Origin of the sequence: Sphingobacterium prati, from assembly GCF_013167215.1 — a bacterium.
Classification (GTDB): domain Bacteria; phylum Bacteroidota; class Bacteroidia; order Sphingobacteriales; family Sphingobacteriaceae; genus Sphingobacterium; species Sphingobacterium prati.
The window spans coordinates 225,146-250,118 of sequence record NZ_JABJWY010000034.1; the positions used below are offsets into that span (position 1 = coordinate 225,146).

General features: G+C 39.4%; 25 protein-coding genes. 10 read left to right on the forward strand and 15 right to left on the reverse strand.

Going from position 1 to position 24,973, the window contains the following annotated elements; translation table 11 throughout:
* Positions 1-4 precede the first annotated feature (4 nt).
* The 3 genes from HPC41_RS11165 to HPC41_RS11175 form a co-directional block, all read right to left on the reverse strand.
* On the reverse strand, positions 5-676 hold the full coding sequence (locus HPC41_RS11165; RefSeq protein WP_172394099.1) for a DUF3298 and DUF4163 domain-containing protein: 672 nt from the start codon (positions 674-676) through the stop codon (positions 5-7).
* Positions 677-820: 144 nt separating this feature from the next.
* Positions 821-1,273 (reverse strand): GNAT family N-acetyltransferase, encoded by a 453-nt coding sequence (locus HPC41_RS11170; RefSeq protein WP_172394100.1) that lies wholly within the window; start codon positions 1,271-1,273, stop codon positions 821-823.
* Complete coding sequence (locus HPC41_RS11175; RefSeq protein WP_172394101.1) at positions 1,266-1,958, reverse strand: YggS family pyridoxal phosphate-dependent enzyme; 693 nt, start codon at positions 1,956-1,958, stop codon at positions 1,266-1,268. The genes HPC41_RS11170 and HPC41_RS11175 overlap by 8 nt, the downstream gene beginning before the upstream one ends.
* A gap of 72 nt (positions 1,959-2,030) precedes the next feature.
* Here HPC41_RS11175 and HPC41_RS11180 point away from each other — a divergent pair, with 72 nt between their 5' ends.
* From HPC41_RS11180 to HPC41_RS11190, 3 genes are all read left to right on the forward strand, one after another.
* On the forward strand, positions 2,031-2,789 hold the full coding sequence (locus HPC41_RS11180) for a DUF4296 domain-containing protein (RefSeq protein ID WP_172394102.1): 759 nt from the start codon (positions 2,031-2,033) through the stop codon (positions 2,787-2,789).
* A gap of 20 nt (positions 2,790-2,809) precedes the next feature.
* A complete protein-coding gene (locus HPC41_RS11185; RefSeq protein WP_172394103.1) occupies positions 2,810-5,182 on the forward strand; it encodes an endonuclease MutS2 in 2,373 nt (790 codons plus the stop codon).
* Between the two features lie 64 nt (positions 5,183-5,246).
* Positions 5,247-5,903: an MgtC/SapB family protein gene (locus HPC41_RS11190; RefSeq protein ID WP_172394104.1), complete on the forward strand. Its 657-nt coding sequence runs from the start codon at positions 5,247-5,249 to the stop codon at positions 5,901-5,903.
* 30 nt (positions 5,904-5,933) lie between these two features.
* Here HPC41_RS11190 and HPC41_RS11195 read toward each other — a convergent pair whose 3' ends face one another.
* From HPC41_RS11195 to HPC41_RS11235, 9 genes are all read right to left on the reverse strand, one after another.
* Positions 5,934-6,272 carry a hypothetical protein gene (locus HPC41_RS11195; RefSeq protein WP_172394105.1) on the reverse strand — a complete coding sequence of 113 codons (339 nt, stop codon included), beginning with the start codon at positions 6,270-6,272 and terminating at the stop codon, positions 5,934-5,936.
* A 9-nt stretch (positions 6,273-6,281) separates the two neighbouring features.
* Positions 6,282-6,527: a hypothetical protein gene (locus HPC41_RS11200; RefSeq protein ID WP_172394106.1), complete on the reverse strand. Its 246-nt coding sequence runs from the start codon at positions 6,525-6,527 to the stop codon at positions 6,282-6,284.
* A 103-nt stretch (positions 6,528-6,630) separates the two neighbouring features.
* Positions 6,631-7,962 (reverse strand): NADP-specific glutamate dehydrogenase, encoded by a 1,332-nt coding sequence (gene gdhA, locus HPC41_RS11205; RefSeq protein ID WP_172394107.1) that lies wholly within the window; start codon positions 7,960-7,962, stop codon positions 6,631-6,633.
* Between the two features lie 475 nt (positions 7,963-8,437).
* Entirely contained in the window at positions 8,438-9,682 is a 1,245-nt protein-coding gene (locus tag HPC41_RS11210) for a sulfate adenylyltransferase subunit 1 (protein WP_172394108.1), read from the reverse strand.
* A 32-nt stretch (positions 9,683-9,714) separates the two neighbouring features.
* The gene (cysD, locus tag HPC41_RS11215) at positions 9,715-10,605 is read right to left on the reverse strand and encodes a sulfate adenylyltransferase subunit CysD (protein WP_172394109.1); all 891 of its coding nucleotides are present in this window, start codon (positions 10,603-10,605) and stop codon (positions 9,715-9,717) included.
* 53 nt (positions 10,606-10,658) lie between these two features.
* Positions 10,659-11,360 carry a phosphoadenylyl-sulfate reductase gene (locus tag HPC41_RS11220; protein ID WP_172394110.1) on the reverse strand — a complete coding sequence of 234 codons (702 nt, stop codon included), beginning with the start codon at positions 11,358-11,360 and terminating at the stop codon, positions 10,659-10,661.
* Complete coding sequence (locus tag HPC41_RS11225; RefSeq protein ID WP_172394111.1) at positions 11,350-11,928, reverse strand: precorrin-2 dehydrogenase/sirohydrochlorin ferrochelatase family protein; 579 nt, start codon at positions 11,926-11,928, stop codon at positions 11,350-11,352. Before HPC41_RS11225 ends, HPC41_RS11220 begins: the two co-directional genes overlap by 11 nt.
* 2 nt (positions 11,929-11,930) lie before the next feature.
* Positions 11,931-12,689: a uroporphyrinogen-III C-methyltransferase gene (gene cobA / locus HPC41_RS11230; RefSeq protein ID WP_172394112.1), complete on the reverse strand. Its 759-nt coding sequence runs from the start codon at positions 12,687-12,689 to the stop codon at positions 11,931-11,933.
* Between the two features lie 12 nt (positions 12,690-12,701).
* Positions 12,702-14,807: a HEPN domain-containing protein gene (locus HPC41_RS11235; RefSeq protein WP_172394113.1), complete on the reverse strand. Its 2,106-nt coding sequence runs from the start codon at positions 14,805-14,807 to the stop codon at positions 12,702-12,704.
* A gap of 135 nt (positions 14,808-14,942) precedes the next feature.
* Here HPC41_RS11235 and HPC41_RS11240 point away from each other — a divergent pair, with 135 nt between their 5' ends.
* From HPC41_RS11240 to HPC41_RS11255, 4 genes are read left to right on the forward strand one after another with little or no spacing between them, the layout of a single operon-like run.
* Entirely contained in the window at positions 14,943-15,923 is a 981-nt protein-coding gene (locus HPC41_RS11240) for a PstS family phosphate ABC transporter substrate-binding protein (RefSeq protein WP_172394114.1), read from the forward strand.
* A gap of 1 nt (position 15,924) precedes the next feature.
* On the forward strand, positions 15,925-16,821 hold the full coding sequence (gene pstC, locus HPC41_RS11245; RefSeq protein ID WP_172394115.1) for a phosphate ABC transporter permease subunit PstC: 897 nt from the start codon (positions 15,925-15,927) through the stop codon (positions 16,819-16,821).
* The gene (locus HPC41_RS11250; RefSeq protein WP_172394116.1) at positions 16,814-17,665 is read left to right on the forward strand and encodes a PstA family ABC transporter permease; all 852 of its coding nucleotides are present in this window, start codon (positions 16,814-16,816) and stop codon (positions 17,663-17,665) included. The genes pstC and HPC41_RS11250 overlap by 8 nt, the downstream gene beginning before the upstream one ends.
* Positions 17,623-18,432 carry a phosphate ABC transporter ATP-binding protein gene (locus tag HPC41_RS11255; protein ID WP_172394117.1) on the forward strand — a complete coding sequence of 270 codons (810 nt, stop codon included), beginning with the start codon at positions 17,623-17,625 and terminating at the stop codon, positions 18,430-18,432. The genes HPC41_RS11250 and HPC41_RS11255 overlap by 43 nt, the downstream gene beginning before the upstream one ends.
* Before the next feature lie 90 nt (positions 18,433-18,522).
* On the opposite strand, the gene bshB1 is transcribed toward HPC41_RS11255, so the two are convergent.
* From bshB1 to HPC41_RS11270, 3 genes are all read right to left on the reverse strand, one after another.
* Positions 18,523-19,254, reverse strand: coding sequence for a bacillithiol biosynthesis deacetylase BshB1 (gene bshB1, locus HPC41_RS11260; protein ID WP_172394118.1), 732 nt, complete (start codon positions 19,252-19,254; stop codon positions 18,523-18,525).
* 161 nt (positions 19,255-19,415) lie between these two features.
* Complete coding sequence (locus HPC41_RS11265; RefSeq protein ID WP_172394119.1) at positions 19,416-19,907, reverse strand: glutathione peroxidase; 492 nt, start codon at positions 19,905-19,907, stop codon at positions 19,416-19,418.
* Positions 19,908-19,993: 86 nt separating this feature from the next.
* Positions 19,994-20,626 carry a DUF4294 domain-containing protein gene (locus HPC41_RS11270; RefSeq protein ID WP_172394120.1) on the reverse strand — a complete coding sequence of 211 codons (633 nt, stop codon included), beginning with the start codon at positions 20,624-20,626 and terminating at the stop codon, positions 19,994-19,996.
* A 150-nt stretch (positions 20,627-20,776) separates the two neighbouring features.
* Between HPC41_RS11270 and HPC41_RS11275 the strand changes: the two genes are divergently transcribed.
* The 3 genes from HPC41_RS11275 (at position 20,777) to HPC41_RS11285 (ending at position 24,973) form a co-directional block, all read left to right on the forward strand.
* Positions 20,777-22,996, forward strand: coding sequence for a RelA/SpoT family protein (locus tag HPC41_RS11275; RefSeq protein ID WP_172394121.1), 2,220 nt, complete (start codon positions 20,777-20,779; stop codon positions 22,994-22,996).
* Positions 22,997-23,073: 77 nt separating this feature from the next.
* Positions 23,074-23,565: a Fur family transcriptional regulator gene (locus HPC41_RS11280; RefSeq protein WP_172394122.1), complete on the forward strand. Its 492-nt coding sequence runs from the start codon at positions 23,074-23,076 to the stop codon at positions 23,563-23,565.
* Between the two features lie 130 nt (positions 23,566-23,695).
* Positions 23,696-24,973: an adenylosuccinate synthase gene (locus HPC41_RS11285; RefSeq protein WP_172394123.1), complete on the forward strand. Its 1,278-nt coding sequence runs from the start codon at positions 23,696-23,698 to the stop codon at positions 24,971-24,973.

Here is a 24,973-nt window from a genome sequence, read left to right on the forward strand (position 1 = left end):
ATTGCTAATTGATACTATTGATATAATGTAATCCTTTTTCTGACATTAGATCTTTAAAAGTTGAGTAGGGAATACGCAGCTCTGTACCGCCTTCTGCGTAAGATTTAATTTCGTAGATGTTATAATAAAATAATAGTTCGTTTTTTTCGAATGTAAAATTATCTGCAAGCGAAAACTTACCACCTTCAAAAAAATATTTCCCATTTAAGGAATCATCCTTATGCAGTCCCTCTTGCTTACGAAAACACTGTTCGGCGATTGTGATAAATTTATCTTTATCCTCTTTAAGAATAATATCGTCAATTGTAATGGGACTATTAGACTGCCTATCAAAGTTTGAATATAAGGTTACATGGTCGCCATGAGCTCCACCAGTATATTCCTCCTGTTTTGTTCGTATCGCCAGATAAACGGGCGTATTTGCAACTACATCAACCTGAAGATCTCGATTCCAGGTCGCAGTAGATTTACCATTGTTATCATCCACATATTCATTGTAAGCATTGATAAAACGATTGGCAGCTTCTTCCATGCTGGTATCCCCTTCAAGATGAACAGTAGATGAAACAAGATCATTGATTTTTGCTTCATCGAACACCGGATAGCTAGCCCGGAAATAAGTAGTATCCAATTGATCTTCTCCTTTTAGAAAATAATTACTATGCTCATCAACCATTTTTTTGTGATAGGAGAGTGTATCCCTAGTCTGAGCTAGGGAAGGTGATGCACTTTTGTTTTGACACGAGGACAAAAAAAAGCCTATAGATAAAATTTTTAAAAAAAGATAAAACCGCATTGAATTGATTGTTTCCCCTCTAATTTAATAAGTGATTGACACATTAATCCACTCCGAATCAAAATCAGCTTTATACCGCTCGTAGAATTTTATAGCAGATTCGTTCCAGTCCAAAACTTGCCATACCATGCCATGGTAACCACATTCTTTACCATAGGCAAGCGTCCTGTCAAAAAGTTGCTTACCCATTCCCAGTCCGCGCATTTTCTCGGTAACGATTAAATCTTCCAGGTAAAGTCTTCTTCCTTTCCATGTGGAGTATCTGACGTAATATAATGAAATTCCAACAATTTCTTCGCCAACTTCCGCTACAAATGCACCCCAAATAGGATTATGTCCAAATCCCGCTTCTTCAAACTCTGCGAGGGAAACCGTTACTTCGTCCGGTGCTTTTTCATAGATCGCCAATTCTTTGATTAGCTCAAGCATTTGTGGGCAATCGGACTTAATTGCTGCACGTATAATTGGTTTAGTCATTGTTTTTATAATGTTTTACTACTCTTTTACCGAAGATTGTACTTCCGATACGCACCATAGTTGATCCCTCTTCAATCGCCAATTTATAGTCCGATGACATTCCCATGGAAAGTATGTTAAAATAATCATCTTTCCGGTAGAAGCTAGCTTTAACACCATCAAATAACATCTTTAATTCATAAAACTCCGCTTTGATCACCTTTTCATTGTCTGTATTGGATGCAATTCCCATTAGGCCACAAATTCGGATATTCTTTAATGCTAGAAACTCCTCATCCCGGAGTAGCTCGATCAATTCCGCATGATCCAAACCGAATTTGGTATCTTCATCAGCGATATAAATTTGCAATAAACAATCAATGGTCCGATTAGCTTTTAACGCATGTTTATTAATTTCCTTTAACAGCTTTAAGGAATCTACAGAAGCAATCAGGCTAACAAATGTGGCAATATATTTCACCTTATTTGTCTGTAGATGTCCGATCATATGCCACTGAATATCTTTGGGTAGAAGCTCGGCTTTCTCAATTAATTCTTGAACATGATTTTCACCAAAAATACGTTGGCCAGCCTCATAGGCTTCCATGATTTCTGAATTGGACTTTGTCTTTGAAACTGCTACAAGCTGAACGCCTTTAGCCTCGGTTTCCAATCTTAAAGCTTCTAAATTATTCGCAATACTCATTTCCGATATAGTTTGATGATGTAAAAAGTGCCAAATGTCGGTGCTTTTTGTAAATTTGTACAAAACTACGAAATGCTACGATTAATACTGAATCTACTTGCTGTGATTTTTTTATTGGGTTCCTGTGTCAGACCAGACGAGAAGGATATTATCTCACAAAGCAAATTTGTAAATGCTTTGACAGAAATCCAATTGACAGATTCATATCTCAATATTTTGCCTATTGATAGTGCACGCAAAGTGATGCTGCCTTTGTATCAGGTGACTTTTGATAAATACGGACTGGATTCCGTTTCTTTTAAAAAGAACCTGGACTATTACGGTAAAGATGCGGAGGTCATGTCGGCTATCTACAAGAAAGTGGAGGATAATCTTACCAAGGAGAATAAGTTCTATACGGATATCGAACGAAAAAAACAGGATTCAATCCGTACAAGAGATTCTATTGTCAATGCACGAATCCAGGATAGTACCAATCGTGTCATGCGACAACAACAACAGTCTCAAGAACGTATCAACGCATTGATTCATTACAAACCAACTAAAGACAAATTCAATTTTAAAGAAGCATCTTCGTTGTTTAACAAAACTTTCCAGCTAAAAACTGGCATCAATTTGGACAGCTACCTGATGAATCAGTTTTCTACTGCTGGTACAAATGCGCCCGCTGGAATAAAGCCACCTGCTTCAACGGGCAACGCTGTGTCCCCAGCAACGACACCTGGTAGTGCGGTAAAGGACACTGCAGTGGCGCCAAAACAAGTGGAGCAAAGGCTTGAAAAACCTATTCTTACTCCACCGCAGGCATTGAGGCCAGTATCAAAACTTTAACCATCAAAGAATATAATTTTATGGTATATCCATTAAATGCGATAGATAAACTCGGCTTTTCCGAGATAAAAGATAAAATAAAACAAAAATGCCTGAGCGAATCAGGTCGTGAACTTGTTGAGAAAATTCAGCCACAAACTCGCTTTGATCAGATAGATCGCTTTTTAAGGCAGACGAGCGAATTTAAAGATCTTCTTGTCAACGATGGGGCATTTCCAGTCGAGAATTTTTTCCCCTTAAAATCCATTATCGAAAAGGCGAGGGTGGAAGGTGCCTTTTTGCTTGAAGAAGAGTTTTTCCGCGTTCTGTTGTCCTTGAAGACTGTTTATGCCATCATTCGCTATTTTAATGAAAGAGAAGGTCTATATCCGAATTTGGAATTGCTTTTTGAGCATTTACCGATAGAAAAAGGGATTATCCGTGATATTGAAATGGTCATTGACGAGCGCGGAAAACTCAAAAATAATGCTTCTCGTCTATTACTTGAGATCACTCAACAAATACAACGGGCAGAACAAGATGCGCTCAAGCGCATAAATAGTATCTTCAAAAATGCGCAGGACAGCGGGTGGACAGCGGATGGCAATTTGACTGTACGCGATGGACGTCTATGTATTCCCATCTTGGCTGAAAATAAAAGAAAGCTCAAGGGACTGATTCACGATGAATCGGCAACAGGACAAACAGCTTATATTGAACCAGAAGAAGTATTTCAGCTCAATAATAAAATTAGGGATCTTGAATTTGAGCGCAGGAGAGAGGTTATCCGAATCCTTGTGGAGCTCACAAATAAGGTACGCCCGCATCTCCCATTATTGCTGTCTTATCATGGTTTATTAACCAAGGTCGATTTTGTTCGGGCCAAAGCATTGTTTGCCTTGGATATTGAGGCCGAGATGCCGGAACTGTCCAAAGAAGCTGAGATCAATCTCATCAATGCGCGCCACCCTTTACTCATACTTAACGAACACCACAAAGGTACTGTCGTTCCATTGAATATACAGATCGACCAGTTACAACGTGTAATTGTTGTCTCTGGACCAAATGCCGGTGGTAAGTCAGTCTGTATGAAGACGGTAGGTTTACTACAGATCATGGTACAATCGGGTTTATTGATCCCAGCTGAGCCAACGACGAAAGTAGGCGTATTCAAGCAGATATTTGCCGACATCGGTGACGATCAATCTATTGAGAGTGACCTCAGTACTTACAGTGCACACTTGTCAAAAATGAAGTATTTTACTGAATTTGCCAGTGGACGCACGCTGGTGCTTATTGATGAATTTGGGACGGGAACAGACCCGTTATTCGGTGGACCGATCGCCGAAGCCGTATTGGAATCCTTGAATAAGAAACAGATTAGAGGTGTAGTTACCACCCACTACTCAAACTTAAAGGTGTTTGCGAGCAATACGACGGGTCTGGAGAACGCTTCTATGTTGTTCGATAACCGCGAGATGCGCCCAATGTATATTCTCCAAATCGGTAAACCCGGTAGTTCCTATGCCTTCGAAATTGCACAGAAAATAGGATTGGGAAAAGATATTCTGGAGGCTGCCAAAGGGAAAATCGGTGTACAACAAAAAAAGGTAGATACCTTGTTGATCGACCTCGAACGGGAAAAGAAAGAGGTGTTTGATACGAAAGTTGCCATCAATAAACGGGAAAAAGAACTTGAATCACTTAAATCTGAGTACCTGGAATTACAAAGTTATCTTGAGGAAAATAAACGGATTATACTGAAAAAAGCGAAAGAGGAGGCTCAGGAAATCATCAAGAACTCCAATAAATTAATTGAAAATACGGTTGCACAGATCAAGTCGGCGAAAGCTGATAAAGAGAAAACCCGTGAACTGCGCAGCAATCTGGATCAAGCTTTGAAAGCCGTTTTGCCAAAAGAACAAGTGATTAAACAAGTCATCAAAGAGAAAATAACGGAATCCTCCGAACTGACCGTGGGTGACTGGGTACAGATTATTGACAATGGAGCTGAAGCACAAGTTGTTGAAATAGCAAAAAACAATTTGATTCTTGCAATGGGAGAATTGCGCACAGTTCAGAAGCGAAAAAATGTTATTAAGCTCGAAGGACGGGAAAATAAGAAATCCGCTAAAAGTTTATCTAAATCATTGTCAGCTGGAACTGTTGCGGATTTTAATCCTGAAATTGACGTCAGAGGAATGCGTACCGAAGATGCACTGAATGAATTGGAGAAAGTACTGGATAGAGCGGTCATGGTAGGCTATCCATCCTTAAAAATTATCCACGGTAAGGGAGATGGTATTTTACGGAAATTCATTCGTGATTACTTACGTAAATATAGTCATGTCAGCCGATTTGAAGACGAGCATCAAGATCGTGGTGGAGACGGAATAACCTATGCTTATTTATAACAAGAATAAGGAACTCCATTTTTTCCAATTGGAGTTCCTCCGATATCGTTAAACAGAATTTAAGATGGAAAGCATTATTGATTTTTTGAGTAGTAAGCCTTTGCTAAATGCCATAACTTCAATTTTTTGCGGCAGTTTAATAGGTTTTGAACGTGAATACAGAAATAAATCAGCTGGATTCCGGACGGTGGTGCTGATCTGTTTTGGCTCTGCCATGTTTACGATTGTATCCTGTCTATTTATTGGCGATAGTTCAGATCGTGTCGCAGCCAATATCGTTACCGGTATTGGTTTTATTGGAGCAGGAGTAATATTTAAGGGTAAATTGTCTGTAAGTGGTCTGACTACCGCTGCCGTTATATGGGCAACAGCTGGTATAGGTATGTTTGCTGGGTTAGGGAAACTAGTTTATGCTATTTCTTTTGCGGTTTTTATGGTTATGATCCTTGCGCTTTTCCAACGCATTGAAATTTTCTTGGCACGCTATTATCTCATCCGTTCGCTACATATCAAATTTGGCTCAAATGAATTTTACCATTTGCATGAGTTTGAGCAATTAGCATTAGATTACAAAATTAAAACCACGCGTCGTGTAATTGAGAAAATCAATGGAAAATTGGAAGTAATGTACGATATATCTGGAAAAATAACTGATTTAGACCGCTTTAATCAACAACTTGCTAGCTCGCTTGTAATTGATGAGTTTTATTATAACAAATAAAACCCATCAATTTTATTGGATAAATAGCTTTTAAACTACTTGATCTTTACCACCAAAAGTGATCATTACCATGCCCACAATAATAACAAACATACCAACAACCTGCTGCCAGCTTAGTGGACTTTTAAAATAGAGCGCCATTGCCAACTGAACTGTCAGAAAAGTTCCTCCTGAACATAATGCGATCACAATAGGTTGAGAGACATTTTTAAATAGTTGGATAAGAAACCAACTTGCCGAAAGCAAAATAACATTTCCAACAATCAAGGTTACCCATTTATACTTCGGGTGAATCCCACCCAGTTTAAATAGGATAGAGGAAACAATCTGGCAAACCCAAAAAGCTGCAAAATAAAAATAGTTTAACATAACTTACCGCTATTCGTATCTACTGTATGCACTGTTAAATGATTGACGCATTAACGCGAACTGATCAATCACACTTTTGAGAAATTCCTCATCAAGCAATTCAAAAACACCATTCACGCCACCTATGATGTCAATTTCTGCAATTTTATAGGATTGCTCCAGATTTCCTTGTTCAAATTTGATGATGAATTTTTGGTTCATTCCAAAGATCGAAATCTTGCAATCAGGATGGGGGAGTTCCGCTATTAATCTCATGTAAATCTCTTGTTTTAAAAATTACCATAAAAGTATAAAAAAACGCCCAAATGAAATACATTTGAGCGTTCAGGATTATGATATGATTAGAAAAAGGCTTAGATTATACAACTCCCTGAGCTTTCATGGCGTTAGCCACTTTAATAAAGCCGCCAATATTGGCACCTTTTAAGTAGTTTACAAAATCACTTTCTTTGCCATATTTCAAACAAGTCTCGTGAATGCTTTCCATAATTGTTTTCAGTCGGTTATCGACTTCTTCGGTACACCATTGTGTACGGATCGAGTTTTGGGACATCTCCAAGCCACTGACAGCAACACCACCGGCATTCGCCGCCTTCCCTGGAGCAAAACTGATTTTAGCATCTAAGAAAACCTTAATTGCTTCGGCAGTGGAAGGCATATTAGCGCCTTCAGCGACACAGATACAACCATTTGCCACAAGTGTTTTTGCATCCGATTCATCCAGTTCATTTTGCGTCGCACATGGTAAAGCGATATCACATTTAAACTGCCAAGGTTTTTGCGCCGGTAAAAATTGTGCATTTGGATAATGAGCAGGATATTGGTCCAAATTCCGCCCCAAAGTTGCTCCAAAAGCCATTTTTTCCTTGTCAAAGCCATCTGGATCGTATAGTGTACCCAGGCTGTTGGAAACAGTAATTACTTTTGCCCCTAATTGCATTGCTTTTTCAACCGCGTAAAATGCAACATTACCAGCACCCGAAACTGTTGCCACTTTTCCTTTTAAGGATTGTCCTTTATGTTTAAATATGCAGTCGACGAAATATAATAGACCATATCCAGTAGCTTCGGGACGAATATAGGAACCACCCCATAGCTCTCCTTTACCTGTCAAAACCCCCGTAAAATTATTCTGAAGGCGTTTAAACTGTCCGAATAAAAAGCCAATTTCACGCCCACCGACACCAATATCCCCAGCAGGAACATCTGTATCTGCCCCGATATGGCGATATAATTCTGTCATAAAACTTTGGCAAAAACGCATAATTTCATTATCTGATTTACCTTTAGGGTCAAAATCAGAACCACCTTTACCACCGCCGATCGGCAAGCCGGTTAAACTATTTTTGAAAACTTGTTCAAAAGCTAGAAATTTCAAGATACTCTGATTCACAGAAGGAGCGAAGCGGAGTCCTCCTTTATATGGACCTATAGAACTATTCATTTGTACACGGTACCCACGGTTTACCTGTACTTGATGATTATCATCTAACCAAGTTACACGAAAAGAGATAATGCGTTCAGGTTCAGTAAGGCGTTCAAGAATTTTCTGATCGAAAAATTCAGGATGATTGTTGGTGATATAAGGAAATAAATCCTCTGTAACTTCTTTTACTGCTTGTAAGAATTCTGGTTCATTTGGATTGCGTTTCTCAACGCTCGCAATGAACTCGTTAAAATTTTTTGACATGTTTTAATTAGTAAAATTTCCCTTTGGCTGGCACTAATTTATGTATTTTTTAACAGAAAACCAATTTTTGTTAATTTTTTACAAATTTTTAGCAATTATAATGAAATTTCGAATTCTATACTATACAGGCTAATTTAGCTTGATTATATCAAAATGTAGCCTAAATCAAATCATCCATGTATTTTATTCGACATTTTGAATAAAAAGAAGAATCATTTTCGTTCTTACAACAAAACAGACAAAACGTCAATACAAACAAAATTTCTATACTCAAGGTATTAATCATAATCGTGCAAATTGTCGTATAGAAGGGTGGATTTATAAATCACTATTTAACATAATATAAATTATAATAACTGTATATAGATTCATGAAAGCAACAACTTTTAAAAGAATTTTTAAAAAAAAAGGAATCCGGGCGCAATGCCCGGATTCCTTAATAAATATTTAGGTTGAATATTTACAGACAAAATTATCAATCAACAGCTTGAATCATCAGCGCACCAACTGTTAGATTAGTCCGTGGATCGATCACGATCGCTTGCGAGTTCGCGGCATTTTCTGCCTGTAAATCGAATACAAGATTTTCAGCAGATTTGATCGCGATCCGGCCAATATCATTGAGCTTGATCGTTTCGTTAAAGACTTTTTCCTGTGTATTGATGTCAAATTTATAAAGCACATCAACAATCTTTATTTTTGTCAATTTACTATGGCTCTGTAGCAAATAGATCTGTTCGGTATCCAGAGGTTTATTGTCAAACCAACATACATTTGCCTGTATATTGCGCTCAAATTTTGGTTGTTTTTCAACATTTGCAATCGTGTCGCCTCGACTAATGTCCACATCGTCTGTTAAATGAAGAATAACTGACTGTCCATTTTCTGCCCGGTCAAGCTGCAGACCGTTAAATTCTATAGCCTTCACAGTACTGTATGTTTCTGAGGGATAGATGATTACCTGGTCACCTACCGTAAGTCCCTCTCCTAACACTCGACCTGCATATCCCCTATAATCATGGAGATCATCCGTTTGTGGCCTTACAACCCATTGTACCGGGAATCTCCAGTTCGCTGCCTGATTTTCGTGAATTTCAACATTTTCCAGGTAGTCCAATAACGATTCTCCTGAATACCAGAGCATGCGCTCAGATTTATGAACAATATTGTCACCCTTCAATGCGGATACAGGGATAAAATCAACGTCCTGAAGTCCTAGATTGGCAGCCAATTGCTGATAGTCATTTTTGATTTGTTCAAAAACAGCAGCGCTATAATCTACCATATCCATTTTATTGACACATACTAACACCTGCCTCATCGCCAGCAATTTAGCAATAAATGAGTGCCTCTTAGTTTGTTCAATCACGCCCTTCCTTGCGTCTACCAAGATAATAATCAGCTCAGAATTAGACGCGCCAGTAACCATATTTCGTGTATATTGGATATGGCCGGGAGCATCAGCGATAATGTATTTTCGCTGATCGGTCTGAAAATATTTATAAGCAACATCGATGGTTATTCCTTGTTCGCGTTCTGCTTTTAATCCATCCGTTAATATCGCTAAATCTACTGTTCCATCATCATTTTTTCGGTTGGCACGTTGTATAGCTTCCAATTGATCGTCCAAAATAGAATTGGTATCATATAGCAATCGACCTATTAGCGTACTCTTACCATCGTCTACCGAACCAGCTGTTATAAATTTCAATATATTCATTATTGTCAATATCAAGTATTAGATTTGAGGAATTAAAAATACCCCTGTTTTTTGCGTTCTTCCATTGCTGCCTCGGATACTTTGTCATCCATGCGAGCCCCACGTTCACTGACTGTTGATGCTTTGATTTCCGCGATGATATCATCCAAAGCAATTGCTGTAGAATCTACTGCTGCTGTGCAGGTCATGTCACCCACGGTCCTGAAACGAACAGATTTAGTTTCGATAACATCATCCGCATCGATATTTAAAAATGGTGCAGCTGCCATTAATTGTCCGTTACGGGTAATTACCTCACGTTCATGGCTAAAATAAATGGATGGCAATGCGATTTGTTCGCGTTTGATATAATTCCAGACATCGAGCTCAGTCCAATTTGAAATCGGAAATACCCGTACGTTCTCGCCTTTGTTTATCTTACCGTTGAAAATACTCCACAGCTCAGGTCTTTGTCTTTTTGGGTCCCATTGTCCAAACTCATCACGCACTGAGAAAATACGTTCTTTTGCCCGCGCCTTCTCCTCATCTCTGCGTGCCCCTCCGATACATGCATCGAAACCGTGTTTCGAGATTGTCTCGAGTAAGGTGACAGTCTGAAGTGCATTACGACTTGCATTTTTTCCTTTTTGCTCAACGACTTTGCCCTGATCTATACTATCTTGTACATAGCCCACAATCAGTTTTTCTCCGATCTCTTCAATAAGGCTGTCACGGAAAGCAATAGTTTCCGGGAAATTGTGCCCGGTATCAATATGAACCAGAGGAAAGGGAAATTTACCCGGCCTAAAAGCTTTTTTTGCCAGATGAACCAATGTGATGGAATCTTTTCCGCCCGAGAATAACAATGCCGGTTTTTCAAACTGTCCGGCGACTTCTCTTAATATATATATTGCTTCTGCTTCTAAATGATCTAAATAGTCCATTCTTTGAAATAATAAATTTGATTTAATGAATTCGGGTTTACGCTTTTTTAAGATTAAGATTTAACAGCATGTAAACCACATTCTTTTTTACTCTGATCTTCCCACCACCATCTTCCGGCCCGAAAATCTTCTCCTTCCTGAATAGCCCTTGTACAAGGTTGGCAGCCAATGCTCGGAAATCCTTTATCATGTAATACATTATAGGGAATATACTGTTCCTTGCAATACACTTTTACCTGCTCGAAAGTCCAGTCAAACAGCGGATGGATTTTTATGATATTATTTACTTCATCATACTCTACAAAATCCATATCATGTCTGTTGACCGATTGTTCAGACCTAATGCCGGTAATCCAAATTTTTTTTCCTTTGATAGCACGCTGCAATGGTTCAATCTTTCTGATCCGACAACATTCTTTACGATTTTCAACAGATTCATAGAAAGAATTAGGTCCCTTTTTACTGATAAAATCTTCTAGCAATGTTGCATCTGGTGTGTATGTCTTGATACTCAACTGATAACGTTCCAATGTACGGCTCCACAAGGAATACGTTTCTTTGAACAATCGTCCAGTATCCAACGTAAAAACCTCGATACCGATATTATTTTTGCCGATCCATTCGGTGATAATCTGATCTTCTATCCCAAAAGAAGTCGAAAAAACAACTTCTGAAGGATATAGTGCTGCGATTGTCTGCAGCATCTCCGCCCCCTTTTTATCACCGATAATTTCTTTAATTTCCTTAACGCTCATGACGTAATATATTTTTGGTATGTTCGTTCAGCTTCTTTACCTTATATTCAAAATCACCTTTCAGTTGTTCTCGATACGCACTCATCAACGATAATGTCTCGTCAATCTCTTCCGGCAACATTTCATTCAAGAGCTCTTTGATTCGTTTTGCGATTGTGGGTGACTTACCATTGGTTGAAATTGCTACTTTTAGATCACCTTTTTTCACAATAGATCCCAGGTAAAAATCACATAATTCTGGTTTGTCTGCCGCATTGAAAAGGATATTATTAAATGTAGTCAATTCGCGCAATTGTTCATTTAATTCTCGATTATTCGTTGCAGCTATTACAAGCTGCATATTTTCGAGATCATTTATCTCAAAAGGGCGTATATTGAGTTTAATTTGAGGATATTGCTTTATCAGCATTTCAAATTCTGGGACAATTTCTTTCGCTACTATGTTTAAATTCAAAGCGTTATCATTTGATACAAGTGCTTGAAATTTTTCCATCGCAACATTCCCTCCTCCTACTAATAGGGTATGAATTTGATTGAGTTTGATGAATATGGGAAATAGTTGGTTCATAGCTACAAAGCTAAAGCTTTTTCTTTAATCTGTTGAAACGCCCTGTGTTTTGCCACGACTTCACCAATAATTATAATAGCCGGTACGCCAAGTCTTTTTTCGGTAGATTCATCCAATATATTTTCCATTGTACCCAATACAATCTTTTCATTAGGTAGTGAGCCGTTCTGAATCAATGCGATTGGTAAACCATGAAGATTCTTATCCCGGTAAATAGCTACGATCTCATCCAGTTTTCCATATCCCATTAAGACAACGACAGTCGCCTTGGACTCGGCAGCCAAATATAGGTCATTGGACAGGCTGCCATCGGATTTTGACCCGGTTATCACCCAAAAACTTTCGCTGATCCCCCTATAAGTCAGAGGAATCTGCTGTAATCCTGTCAGACCAATTGCGGAGGAAATACCCGGTATGACTGCGGTTTCAATACCATATTGTGCCACATGATCGATCTCCTCGCCACCGCGTCCAAAGACAAATGGATCCCCTCCTTTCAAGCGCACAACATGCCCATAATTCAAAGCATAGTCAACCAATAGGCGATTAATTTCATCTTGAGAGGTTGAAAGCTGTTCGGCACGTTTTCCGACGTAAATTTTTATACAATCTGTTTTCGCATAATCCAATAGTTCTTCATTGACAAGTGCGTCATACAAAATTACATCCGCTTTCTGGATCGCTTTGATCCCTTTGAGGCTAATCAATTCTGGGTCTCCCGGCCCAGCGCCTACTAAAGTTACTTTTGCTTCTATCGACATTCCATCCCCCTTCTAAGCCAATACAGGCGTTAAATTTTTACGTTGATAAACCTCATTGATAAACTTTGTAGCCGCTTGTATATAGCCTGTTGCAAAGCCCTTAGTAGGTTCATTTTTACTGATTTGTAAGACAAGCTCCGGAAATGACTGATCAAAGTTATATTCCCCAGACTCCACAAAATGTGTCTGGAATTCGTTGATCACTGTATTTTGTGTGCTTGCACTGATACCTTTATCTAATAGCAAGGCTTTCGCTGCCTGAACAAAGGCGTTGTAAGCATGATAGATAGCGTCTGCGAATTTAGCTTCCCCAAATGTCTCATTTGCCCATTGTAGTTTTTCCTCCGCCTCATAAATTAATGTTGCCACCAAATCAATCACCACCCCGGCACACTCACCCACGCCTATCGCTGTTTGGAAAGTACCTTCATGTCCCCAATCCACAAATTCATCTTCCGCAAGCGTCGCCAGATCCGACAGTGGTTTTAATAGATTGTAAAAATAATTTTTACCCTGTCTGTCATAATACGCATGGAAATTCTCGGTTTCTTCAGCATTCTTTTTATAATCGTTCAATACGAATTCAACCACATGCAAGACCCTTTTGGTCGGTACTTTAATAATCCGTTCGGCTACCCGGCCTTCACCATCGCCGATCGTACCACCACCAAGCATAACCTGAGCAGCGGGAACTACCTTACCCTCTGCTTTAACCGAGCTGCCATGGAAGCCAATATGCGCTAGTCCATGTTGACCGCAGGAATTCATACAACCGGATATCTTGATTTTCAGGTCTCTGTTGAAAACAAAATCTTGGTGGAATTCGGCTATATACGATTCGATGACCCGCGCCATTTCGGTACTGTTTGAAATACCAAGATTACAAGTGTCCGTTCCGGGACATGTGGTCACATCTGCAGTACTGTCAAAGCCTACCTGTGCAAGATCCAGTGATTTGAGTAATTGATAAATATGAGGTAGCGTTCTTTCGGTTGCATACTTCAACAACAAACTTTGGTTTTGTGTTATCCGGATATCATCCGCAACGAGATCTTTTAAGCCAGCAACTAGAGTCCGCGCTTTATCGGTACCAATATCCCCGGTAGAAACACGTACATAGACACCGTAATAACCAGCTTGCTTTTGTTCAAATGTATTCGTATTCTTCCATACCTGATAGTTTAAGTCGGTATCCAGATCAAGTACGGTAATTTGGCTGTCATCTGGTGGCAGCGGTTGCTCAATTTTGGTTTGATCAATAGGAAAAGTCTTTACTTTTGTAGCAATCTTTTCCGCTTCGATCAGATTTAATACCTCTTCCAGGCCTAGTTTTTGAATAAGGTATTTAAAACGGGCTTTATTTCGGTTGTTACGTTCGCCATATCGGTCGAATACTCTTAAGGTAGCCTCTATGTAAGGAATAAGCTCATCTTCCGGAAGAAATTCATTTGTTAGCGATGCTAAAAATGGCTGCGACCCCAGTCCACCGCCTAGCAGCACTTTGAAACCACGTACTTCCGCACCGTCCACATACTTCAATTTTGGAATAAAACCCAAATCATGAATATAGGAAAAAGCGGTGTCCTCTTCACTTGCTGAAAAAGACATCTTGAATTTTCTGCCCATCTCCGCACAGACTGGATTACGTAGAAAATATTCAAATGTTGCCTGTGCATACGACGAGACATCAAAAGGTTCTTTCGGATCAATACCCGAAGTTGGCGAAGCCGTTACATTACGAACGGTATTACCACAGGCCTCCCTTAAGGTAATATCATCCTCTGCCAATTTTGACCAAAGTTCTGGCGTACGATCCAGACTAACGTAATGGATCTGAATATCCTGGCGTGTAGTCAGGTGCAGGTTGCGACTTGCATATTCATCAGATATTGCCGCTATTTTGATTAACTGTTTAAAAGTAACTTTTCCAAATGGAAGTTTGATACGAACCATTTGAACCCCTGGTTGTCTCTGTCCATATACTCCCCTGGCTAGACGCAATGATCTAAATTTTTCATCAGCGATCTTACCTTCGTGAAATAATCGAATCTTTTTTTCAAGTTCAATAATCTCCTTTTCCACGACTGGATTTTCTAATTCTGTACGGAAGCTTTGCATAAAACAAATAAAATCTATTGATTTAGTATTCTTTTCTCGAGTCAAATGTAAAAATATTTTTTTAATATTCTATAATATCTACCAAATTAATATATATTTGCCGTATAAAATTTAATATACTAAACCTGTAGACTAATGGGTGTAACGATAAAGAGATATTTTATAATTCTGATTTTTAGCTTTATAACCGTACTTAAGATCACATCCTGCGCACCAAAAGTAAAGAATGGATATAGTAAAGAGCATGGATTTGAAGGTAATATTTCACTTTCTGGAGCCTTCGCACTCTACCCTTTAGCTGTAATATGGAGTGAAGACTTCAAAAAAATTCACCCGCATGTCCGTTTTAATATCTCGGCAGGCGGTGCAGGAAAAGGAATTGCAGATGTGTTAACAGGCATGGTAGACATTGGTCTGGTATCACGGGATTTGCATCCACAAGAAGTCAAAAAAGGTGCAGTTCCTATTATTGTAGCCAAAGATGCTGTGATATGTACATTGAATCCTGCTAACCCGAATTATAAAGCACTACTGAAACGCGGCTTAACGGAGGATGAGCTTGCAGATATTTTTGTCAGTCGAAAATTTAAGACATGGAATCAAATTGATCCGCAATTTACTGCAGATCAGATTAATGTTTATGTACGTTCGGATGCCGCCGGAGCAGCAGAAACCTGGGCCAAATTTTTTGGACGTAAACAGGAAGACCTGCAAGGTGTTGGAATCTTTGGCGATCCCGGTATTGCCCAAGCTATTAAAGATGATAAGTTTGGCATTGGCTTCAACAATATTAATTACGTATATAATCTAAAAACAAACAAAGTGTTTGACCATATTGATGTACTGCCATTGGATTTAAATAAAAATGGCCAGATTGAAGCAGACGAGCAATTCTATGGATCGCTATCAGACTTGATCGGAGCTGTTGCAGCAGGCAAATATCCCGCGCCCCCCTCCCGCGATCTGACATTTGTCACACGCAATAAAACAGAGTCCCTGCTTTTGAAGGAATTTATCTCTTTTGTGCTGCAGAAACAGGCGCAGTCACAGTTGCTTGAAAATGGTTATGTACCATTGAGTGAAACACTGATCAATGACGAACTAAATAAGTTATAGCATGCTAAATACACGTCTAGTTAAAGATACCTTAGTAAAACGGTCCACATTTTTGTTACTGCTGATTTCGCTATCAGTTGTCGTTATTATTGCGGTCGGTTTAACTGTAAAATCCATTCCGCTATTTGAATACAGTAACATATTTCAGCTATTGACAGATAAAGTATGGGCACCTATGAAGGGCTCGTTCGGGTTTCTGCCTTTTATCGCCGGTACACTCGCTGTCACATTGATATCGCTTGCCATCGCAATACCACTGTGTATATTGACGGCAGTTTATCTGACTGAATACGCTTCTGATGCGCTAAAAAACATGATGCTTCCGCTTGTCAATATCTTAGCGGCCATACCCCCGGTATTATATGGTGTTTGGGGGGTATTATTTATCGTCCCTTTGATCCAGCTTTATATTGCTCCGATTTTTGGTGTGGTGACATCCGGTTATTCGGTATTAGCCGGTGGTATCGTACTGGCGGTCATGATTTTTCCGATCATGATTTCCATTATGGTGGAGGTGCTTCAAACGATTCCGTATGAATTAAAAGCCGCATCTTTGTCTTTGGGAGCAACAAAATGGGATACCATAAAACATGTTATTCTCAAAAAGGCAAAACCTGGTATCATCGCCGCCATTGTCTTATCGACCTCGCGGGCATTTGGAGAAACGATTGCAGTACTAATGGTTTGCGGGAATGTACCCAGGGTACCCACATCCATATTTGATGCCGGTTATCCCATCCCCGCTTTAATAGCAAACAATTTTGGTGAGATGATGTCCATCCCCCTTTATGAGTCTGCTTTGATGTTTTCAGCGCTATTGCTATTTGTCATCATATTTATTTTCAATTTAATATCACGTCTGATATTAAGACGACTTGAAGGAGGTTTAGATGGATAACACCAAAAGAAGATTAATAAGCGAAAAGATCGCGAAGGGTTTCATGCATCTATCCGGAATTACAGTAACCGCTTCCCTGTTTTTTATTGTAGGTACAATTCTCTATAAGGGACTTCCCTACCTCAATTGGGAAATGGTCAGTCAGTTACCCAAAGGCGGGTTTTACATCGGCAAAGAAGGTGGAATCTTAAACGCCATAATAGGTTCACTCTATCTAGCAGGTGTAGCGACTGCCCTATCGGCTTTTATTGGTATTCCAATATCACTTTATCTGAATATTTATTTGGGTACAAAATCCAAAGTAACACAGTTTTCGAAATTGTTGTTTGATGTGCTTTATGGAGTACCATCTATTGTGTATGGTGCTGTCGGCTTTGGTATTATGGTCTATTTTGGCATTAGAGCATCACTATTGGGCGGTATCATAACAGTCACGCTATTGACGATCCCTATTGTGGTACGTACAGTAGACGAGCTGATCAAAACGATTCCTGAAGACCTTAAAAATGTCACCCTTTCCTTGGGTACCACACGCTGGGAGCTTGCGAAAGTTATGTTGCGTAGTATCCGTGCCGGATTATTGACAGCTATTCTATTAGCGTTCGGAAGGGCAATAGGTGATGTCGCGGGTGTATTATTGACGACAGGGTTCAGTGACAATTTGCCTAAATATATAGACGAACCAGCAGCAACACTTCCCTTGGCTATATTTTTTCAGTTAAGCAGTCCAATTCCTGAGGTACAGGGACGAGCATATGCTTCGGCCCTGGTTTTAACTATCATCATTTTAATTATCGTAGTATGCACGCATATCCTTCAATCGAAACAAAAGAATCGTCGTTAAACAGTCCTTTGACTGATCCTCACATTCAGATCAAGGATCTCAATGTATATATTGATGGGAGACATATTTTAAAGAATATAAATCTTGCCTTACCGAATAATAGCGTAACCTCCATTATCGGACCTTCAGGCTGCGGCAAGACCACACTGCTGAAAACTCTGAATCGCTTGGTCGACGACACAAAAGGTGTTGAAATAACGGGATCTGTGCTTGTAAACGGTGAGGATATTTATGGCAAAAATACCGAAGTAACACATATCCGTAAAAAAATGGGACTTTTATCCCAAAAACCTTATCCATTACCGATGTCCATCTACGACAACGTAGCTTATGGCCCGCGCATACATGGCACTAAAAATAAAAAAGAACTGGATAAGATTGTCGAGACACAATTGCGAAATGTAGCCCTATGGGATGAGGTCAAGGACCGTTTGGGGCATTCCGCAAGCGGCCTTTCGATTGGACAGCAACAACGGCTCTGCTTAGCGAGGGGCCTTGCTGTAGAACCCGAAATTATACTTGGCGATGAATCAACTTCTGCATTGGACCCGCTATCCACAGCAAAAATTGAAGAACTACTCATCGAACTAAAGCAGGATTATACCATTGTTCTGGTGACACACATTTTACGACAAGCCCGAAGAGTGTCTGATTATATCATTTTTGTTTATGGTGGAGAAATCCTTGAATTTGGTCCCACTGAGCAAGTGCTGTTAAATCCACAGCATGAAATCACAAAACAATATGTAAAAGGTTTTATATCCTGATAGATTGTCTGCCGTTTATAAAAAAGCCGAAGATTCTATGTATCATAAAATCCTCGGCTTTTCACTTCTTTATCCTTTATTGCAACTTCGCTATCTTAGATCGAATAGATCATCAACGCCTAATATCTTTTTAGATGTAAATCCTTCAGCATACTTTGTCTGGATGTACCGACCAAATTCACGTGCTCTGGCAGCGGTAGATTCCATAAAATCCGGGTTGGAGATATACGTTTGTGGCTCGTCAGGATTGATATTTTCGCCTGTATAGAATTGCGTTTTATAGGCCAAGATTGATTTCTCCTTTATGGCATAGTAGTCCGTAATATCGATGACTACATCGGGTTTGATGTAATAATCCTGCACAAATTGCAATACTAGACGTGGACGAAAGGCTTCTTGGATTTGATTATTTTGATCTCTGGTCTCCACCTTTCTTAACCCCGAAAGGAAACAGGCTTCATTCACAAGCTGCCCTGCTCTGCCATGATCCGGATGACGGTCAGTAATCGCGTTGGTGATAACGATTTCAGGCTGGTATTTCCGTATGGCACTTATAATAGCCATTTTTTCTTCGATAGCATTTTCAAAAAAACCGTCTCTCAAACCGAGATTTTCACGCGCTGCCAGTCCGAGAATAGCTGCTGCATCTTTTGCCTCTTGTGCTCTGGTCTCCGCAGTACCTCGTGTCCCCAGTTCACCTTGAGTTAGGTCTACAATTCCTACTTTTTTTCCTTCGGCAACATATTTTGCCATTACTCCGCCTGCACCCAATTCTGCGTCATCGGGATGCACGGCAATGACAAGTAAATCTAGTTTTAGCATATTTATATCTTTTTTTGTTTATGGCTTCCAATACCAGCAAAATCGGCAAAAATCAGTGTGATACAATTCAGCACTCCGTATTGCGGGCTTGTGTTGAAGACAGCCGGCACATACAGGTGTTACTGGTATGAAACCCAGGCCAAAGGTAGGAAGTTTGTAGGTTACTCCTCCAAAAGTCGTTCGATATTACTACAAATTTTACCTGACAATGGCGAAGTCGTAGGATAATAGAAATCCACGACTTCCCCCTGCCTGTTGATCAAGTATTTATGAAAGTTCCAGGAGGGCTTGCTATTTATATGCCCGTTTTCTGCCTTATTTGACAGGAAACTATACAATGCCGTCGTGTAGGTGCCAATGACATGGCTACGTTTAAAAACCGGAAAACTGACCTGCTGGTTTATTCTACAGAATGTCTCCAATGTACTGCCAGTCAGGGGTTCTTGATTCCGAAAGTTATTGGACGGAAATGCCAGTACCTCAAATCCCCTTTCTTTATACTTTTGATAGAGTTTTTCGAGCGATTTAAACTGTCTTGTGAACAGACACTGACTCGCTGTATTGACGACCAACAAAACCTTCCCTTCAAAATCTCCAAGAGATTTCATGGTTCCATTGAATTGCAAAGCATCAAAGTCATATATCGTTTTCATATTGTCTTAATTTAGGTATTACATAACGGCCTCGATCCTAATCAAAGTATCTTCGTGACTTATTATATACGGGTATATATGGGGGCCTACATCACCGGTTTGGGTCTCGACCGTTCAAATTCACGGATGATATTTTCGATTTCGAAGTCCTCTTTTGGATCGTATGCTGATTTCAAATTATGCCCAAAAATTTTGGCAACTCCCTGATAAAAAAATGCGGAGATCCCGCCTTTCATTTCCTTCACCATTTCATAGCTCGTATGTCCGGTATAGCGATCGATCAGCTTTATTAGGATTTTACCCTGGGAAATGGTCATATTTTTAATTTCCCTATTAAACATTTGTTTCACATCGTTTTCACATCTTTCCACCAGAGCTTCATGTTCTTTTTTATCGGATGTCATAGCCAGATCCCGATCCAGTTGGTCGTATCTTTTTTGAGCATATATCGCATAAGGAAGCACTTTCAGTACATTTCTTCTAAAACGTAGATATTCCCGCCGAGCTTCCTCACTTGACCAAACTCGTTTTCTAACAATAACAACCTCAGGAATAGGAAACCAAGGCAATATCTCACCTGAGGGCAGCGTTGTTGTCATATAATCCGTCACTGTCTCCTGGGCTCCTTCACCATATAAAGGAAGAGCCAGAGACTGAGCCTGTGCCACGCCTGACAAAGTCCCAAGAAGAAAAAACAAAACGCATACTGTTGTCTTCATCTGAACGACTATATAACTCTTTTGATTTGTCAATGCTATTATATTTTGGTAAATTTATTACAAAATAAGTTAGCTTGATAATTGTATTCAAAATACATTAACTAAATTAAACAAAAATACTCAAAAAAACATCATTTACCTGCAACGTTTATGAAAGATTATGTGATTGATATTGAAGCAGAAAACAAAGAGATAAGAAAACGTTACCGTGCATTATTGCGTGCCTGTAAGCCTACTTTGCAGCGCGGGGACAAACAAGAGATTCGTAAAGCTTTTGATTTGGCCCTGGATAGCCACAAGGAGATGCGCCGCAAATCAGGAGAACCCTATATTTATCATCCGATTGCGGTAGCGCAGATTGCCGCCGAGGAAATTGGTTTAGGGACGACCTCCATTGTATGCGCTTTGCTCCATGATGTTGTTGAGGACACCAATGTAACCTTGGACGAAATTGAGGAAATGTTTGGAAAAAAAGTTCGTCGTATTATTGACGGATTGACAAAAATTTCCGGAATATTTGACCCAAATAGTTCAATGCAGGCCGAGAACTTTCGTAAAATGTTGCTCACGCTCGCTGATGATGTACGCGTTATCCTTATCAAATTGGCGGATAGGCTGCACAATATGCGGACGATGGAATTTATGGCAAGAGATAAACAGTTGAAGATTGCCTCGGAGACCAGTTATCTTTATGCTCCCTTGGCGCATCGTTTGGGTTTGTATGCGATCAAATCCGAATTGGAAGACTTGTCCATGAAATTTACTGATCCAGATACCTATAAATTTATTGCGCGAAAACTGAACGAAAAGAAAGCCGAACGGGAGAAATTCATAGGTGATTTTATCGGTCCTATTACAGAAATTTTAGAAGAACAAGGAGTTAAAGCCGCCGTATTTGGAAGACCCAAATCGATTCATTCGATCTGGAACAAGATGCGCAAAAAGTCAATTCCATTTGAAGAAGTATATGACCTATTTGCGATTCGTATCGTTATTGACGCGGTGGATGAGAAGGAAAAAACCGAATGTTGGAAAGTATATTCCATCGTAACGGATTTATATCGTCCTAACCCGGACCGTTTGCGCGATTGGATCTCTTCACCCAAAGGAAATGGCTACGAATCCCTGCATACCACGGTAATGGGCCCCAAGGGGCAATGGGTGGAAGTACAGATTCGGACCAGGCGGATGAACGAGATTGCGGAAAAAGGGTTTGCGGCACACTGGAAATACAAAGAGTCCAATTCCGATTCAGGCTTGGATCAATGGATCAAAAAGGTACGTGATGTACTCAGCAGCCCTGATCAGAATGCCATGGATTTTGTGGATGATTTCAAGATGAACCTGTTCTCGGATGAAATTTTTATCTTCACACCCAAAGGTACCTTAATTCAATTGCCGAATAATGCCACCGCTTTAGATTTTGCTTTTGAGATCCATTCTGATATTGGTGCAAGTTGTATAGGTGCGAAAGTAAACCATAAACTTGTTCCACTCAGCCATGTTTTGCAAAATGGTGATCAAGTAGAAATTATCACATCAAGCAAGCAATCTCCGAAAGAAGACTGGCTGAATTTTGTAGTTACGGCAAAAGCAAAATCAAAAATTAGATCCTCCCTTAAAGAAGAAAAACGAAGAGTTGCCGAAGATGGTAAAGAGATCTTGGAACGCAAATTGAAGTCTTTGAAGGTAACGTACAATACAGATAATATTAATAAAATTGCTAATTATCTAAAGTATCCAAGTTCTCAGGACCTGTTTTACAACGTAGCGAAGGGTATTGTTGATATCAAACAATTGCGTGAATATGTAGCCCACGAAAAAGCAGTCGAAATCAATGTAGGATCTTCTTCGGGGAATCAGTTTAACAGTCATATTGGTGGTTTAGTAGAGAAAATCAATAAAAAAGAATTCGACACCATTCTTATAGGTGATGATATGCAAAAAGTTGATTATACGTTAGCCCCTTGTTGCAATCCAATTCCGGGAGACGATATCTTTGGTTTTCTGACAGTCAATGATGGTATCAAGATTCACCGTACCAGTTGTCCAAATGCATCCAAATTAATGGCAAATTATGGGTACCGTATCTTAAAGGCTCGTTGGGCGTCGACTAAAGACTCTGCATTCCTGACAGGCTTGCATATCGTAGGGATCGACGATGTCGGATTAGTCAATAAACTCACTACTGTCATTTCTCAAGAATTTGCCGTCAATATACGTTCCTTATCCATATCGAGTAACGACGGTATTTTCGACGGGAATATTATGGTGTATGTCAATGACACGCAGCAATTGGAGAGCTTGATGAAAAACCTTAAACAAGTAAGAGGAATAACAGGAGTAAACCGTTATGAATCTGAAAATTAATCAAATGAATCTCACAATCTAGAAATACTATCAAATGTCAATCTAAATTGGTAAATTTGTACAAGAATACTTTTACTATGAATCAAGCTGAAAATTTTGCAACTGTAAAAAAAATCTTTGAGGCCTACTTAGAAAATAAAAATCTAAGAAAAACTCCAGAGCGTTATGCTATCTTGGAAGAGATTTATTCACGTACTGATCATTTTGATGTAGAATCTTTGTATATCCATATGAAGAACAAAAAATATCGTGTCAGCCGTGCAACAGTTTATAATACCCTCGAATTATTGGTATCTTGTGACTTGGTAACAAAACACCAGTTTGGCCGTAATATGGCTCAGTTCGAAAAATCTTATGGCTTCAAACAACACGACCACGTGATTTGCATCGAGTGTAATAAGGTTGTCGAATTTTGTGACCCCCGTATCAATCAGATCCAAAGCCTTATGGGAGATTTGTTGAAATTTGATATTAAACACCACTCTTTAAATTTATATGGTGTTTGTCAAGATTGCCAAGAAAAAAATAAAAAAGAAGAAATCGTGGCCCAGGAGGCTATTTCAAATTAATCTTATATTTTTGTTAAATATAATAGTACATTTGTTCAGGAATGTTCAGGAGAAAAATTCCTGAACATTTTTATTTTTTTAATGAGTCTATTTTTATTAATAACATTTTAATTACTATACTTTAAAAGCTATGCAAGTTGATGTGCTTTTGGGCTTACAATGGGGCGACGAGGGTAAGGGTAAAATCGTAGACGTATTTTGTCCAAAATACGATTTAATCGCTCGTTTCCAAGGCGGCCCTAACGCCGGACACACGTTGGAATTTGATAACAAAAAATTCGTGCTCAACACAATTCCATCTGGTATCTTCAATGAAGGTACACTAAATCTTATTGGTAATGGTGTCGTTATCGATCCGATTATCCTAAAAAGAGAATTAGACAACCTTAAGACAGCTGGTTTTGATCCGGTGGGTAAAGGCAATTTGGTATTAGCACGCAAAGCACACCTTATTTTGCCAACACACCAATTATTGGACGCTGCTTCAGAATCAAAAATGGGCGCAGGCAAAATTGGATCTACATTGAAAGGTATCGGTCCGACCTATATGGACAAAACTGGTAGAAATGGCTTACGTGTAGGTGATACAACGCTTCCAGACTTTCAAGAACGTTACCAAAAACTGAAAGAAAAACACTTGAATATTCTTTCACATTATGGTGATATTCCTGATTTTAGCGAAAAAGAACAAGCATTCTTGGCTGCCGTTGAATTTATTAAAACCATTCCTCATGTTGATTCAGAACACTTGGTCAATCAGTATCTGAAAGAAGGCAAACGTGTATTGGCTGAAGGTGCCCAAGGTACCCTTTTGGATGTTGATTTCGGTTCTTACCCATTTGTGACTTCATCCAACACGACCACCGCTGGAGCTTGTACAGGTCTAGGTATTGCACCGAACAAAATTGGTAAGGTATATGGAATTTTTAAAGCCTATGCAACCCGTGTAGGTGGAGGTCCCTTCCCGACTGAACTTCATGATGAAACAGGAGAAAAACTACGTCAATTGGGACATGAGTTCGGAGCTACAACAGGACGTGCGCGTCGTACAGGCTGGATTGATATCCCTGCGTTGAAATATGCAATTATGCTGAATGGCGTTACAGATCTCATCATGATGAAGGCCGATGTATTGGATACTTTCGATAAGATCTATGCTTGCACACATTATAAATATAATGGTGAAGTGATTGACTATATGCCATATGAGATTATTACACATCAGGCAGAGCCAATTTTGGAAGAAATTCAAGGATGGAAACAAGATTTGACGGGCATCACATCTGAAGGAGAGATTCCTGAAGCATTAAATAACTATATTTCTTATTTAGAGAAGGCTCTCGAAGTCCCTATCACAATTTTGTCAGTAGGCCCAGATCGTAAGCAAACATTGGCTTTATCAAAGTAA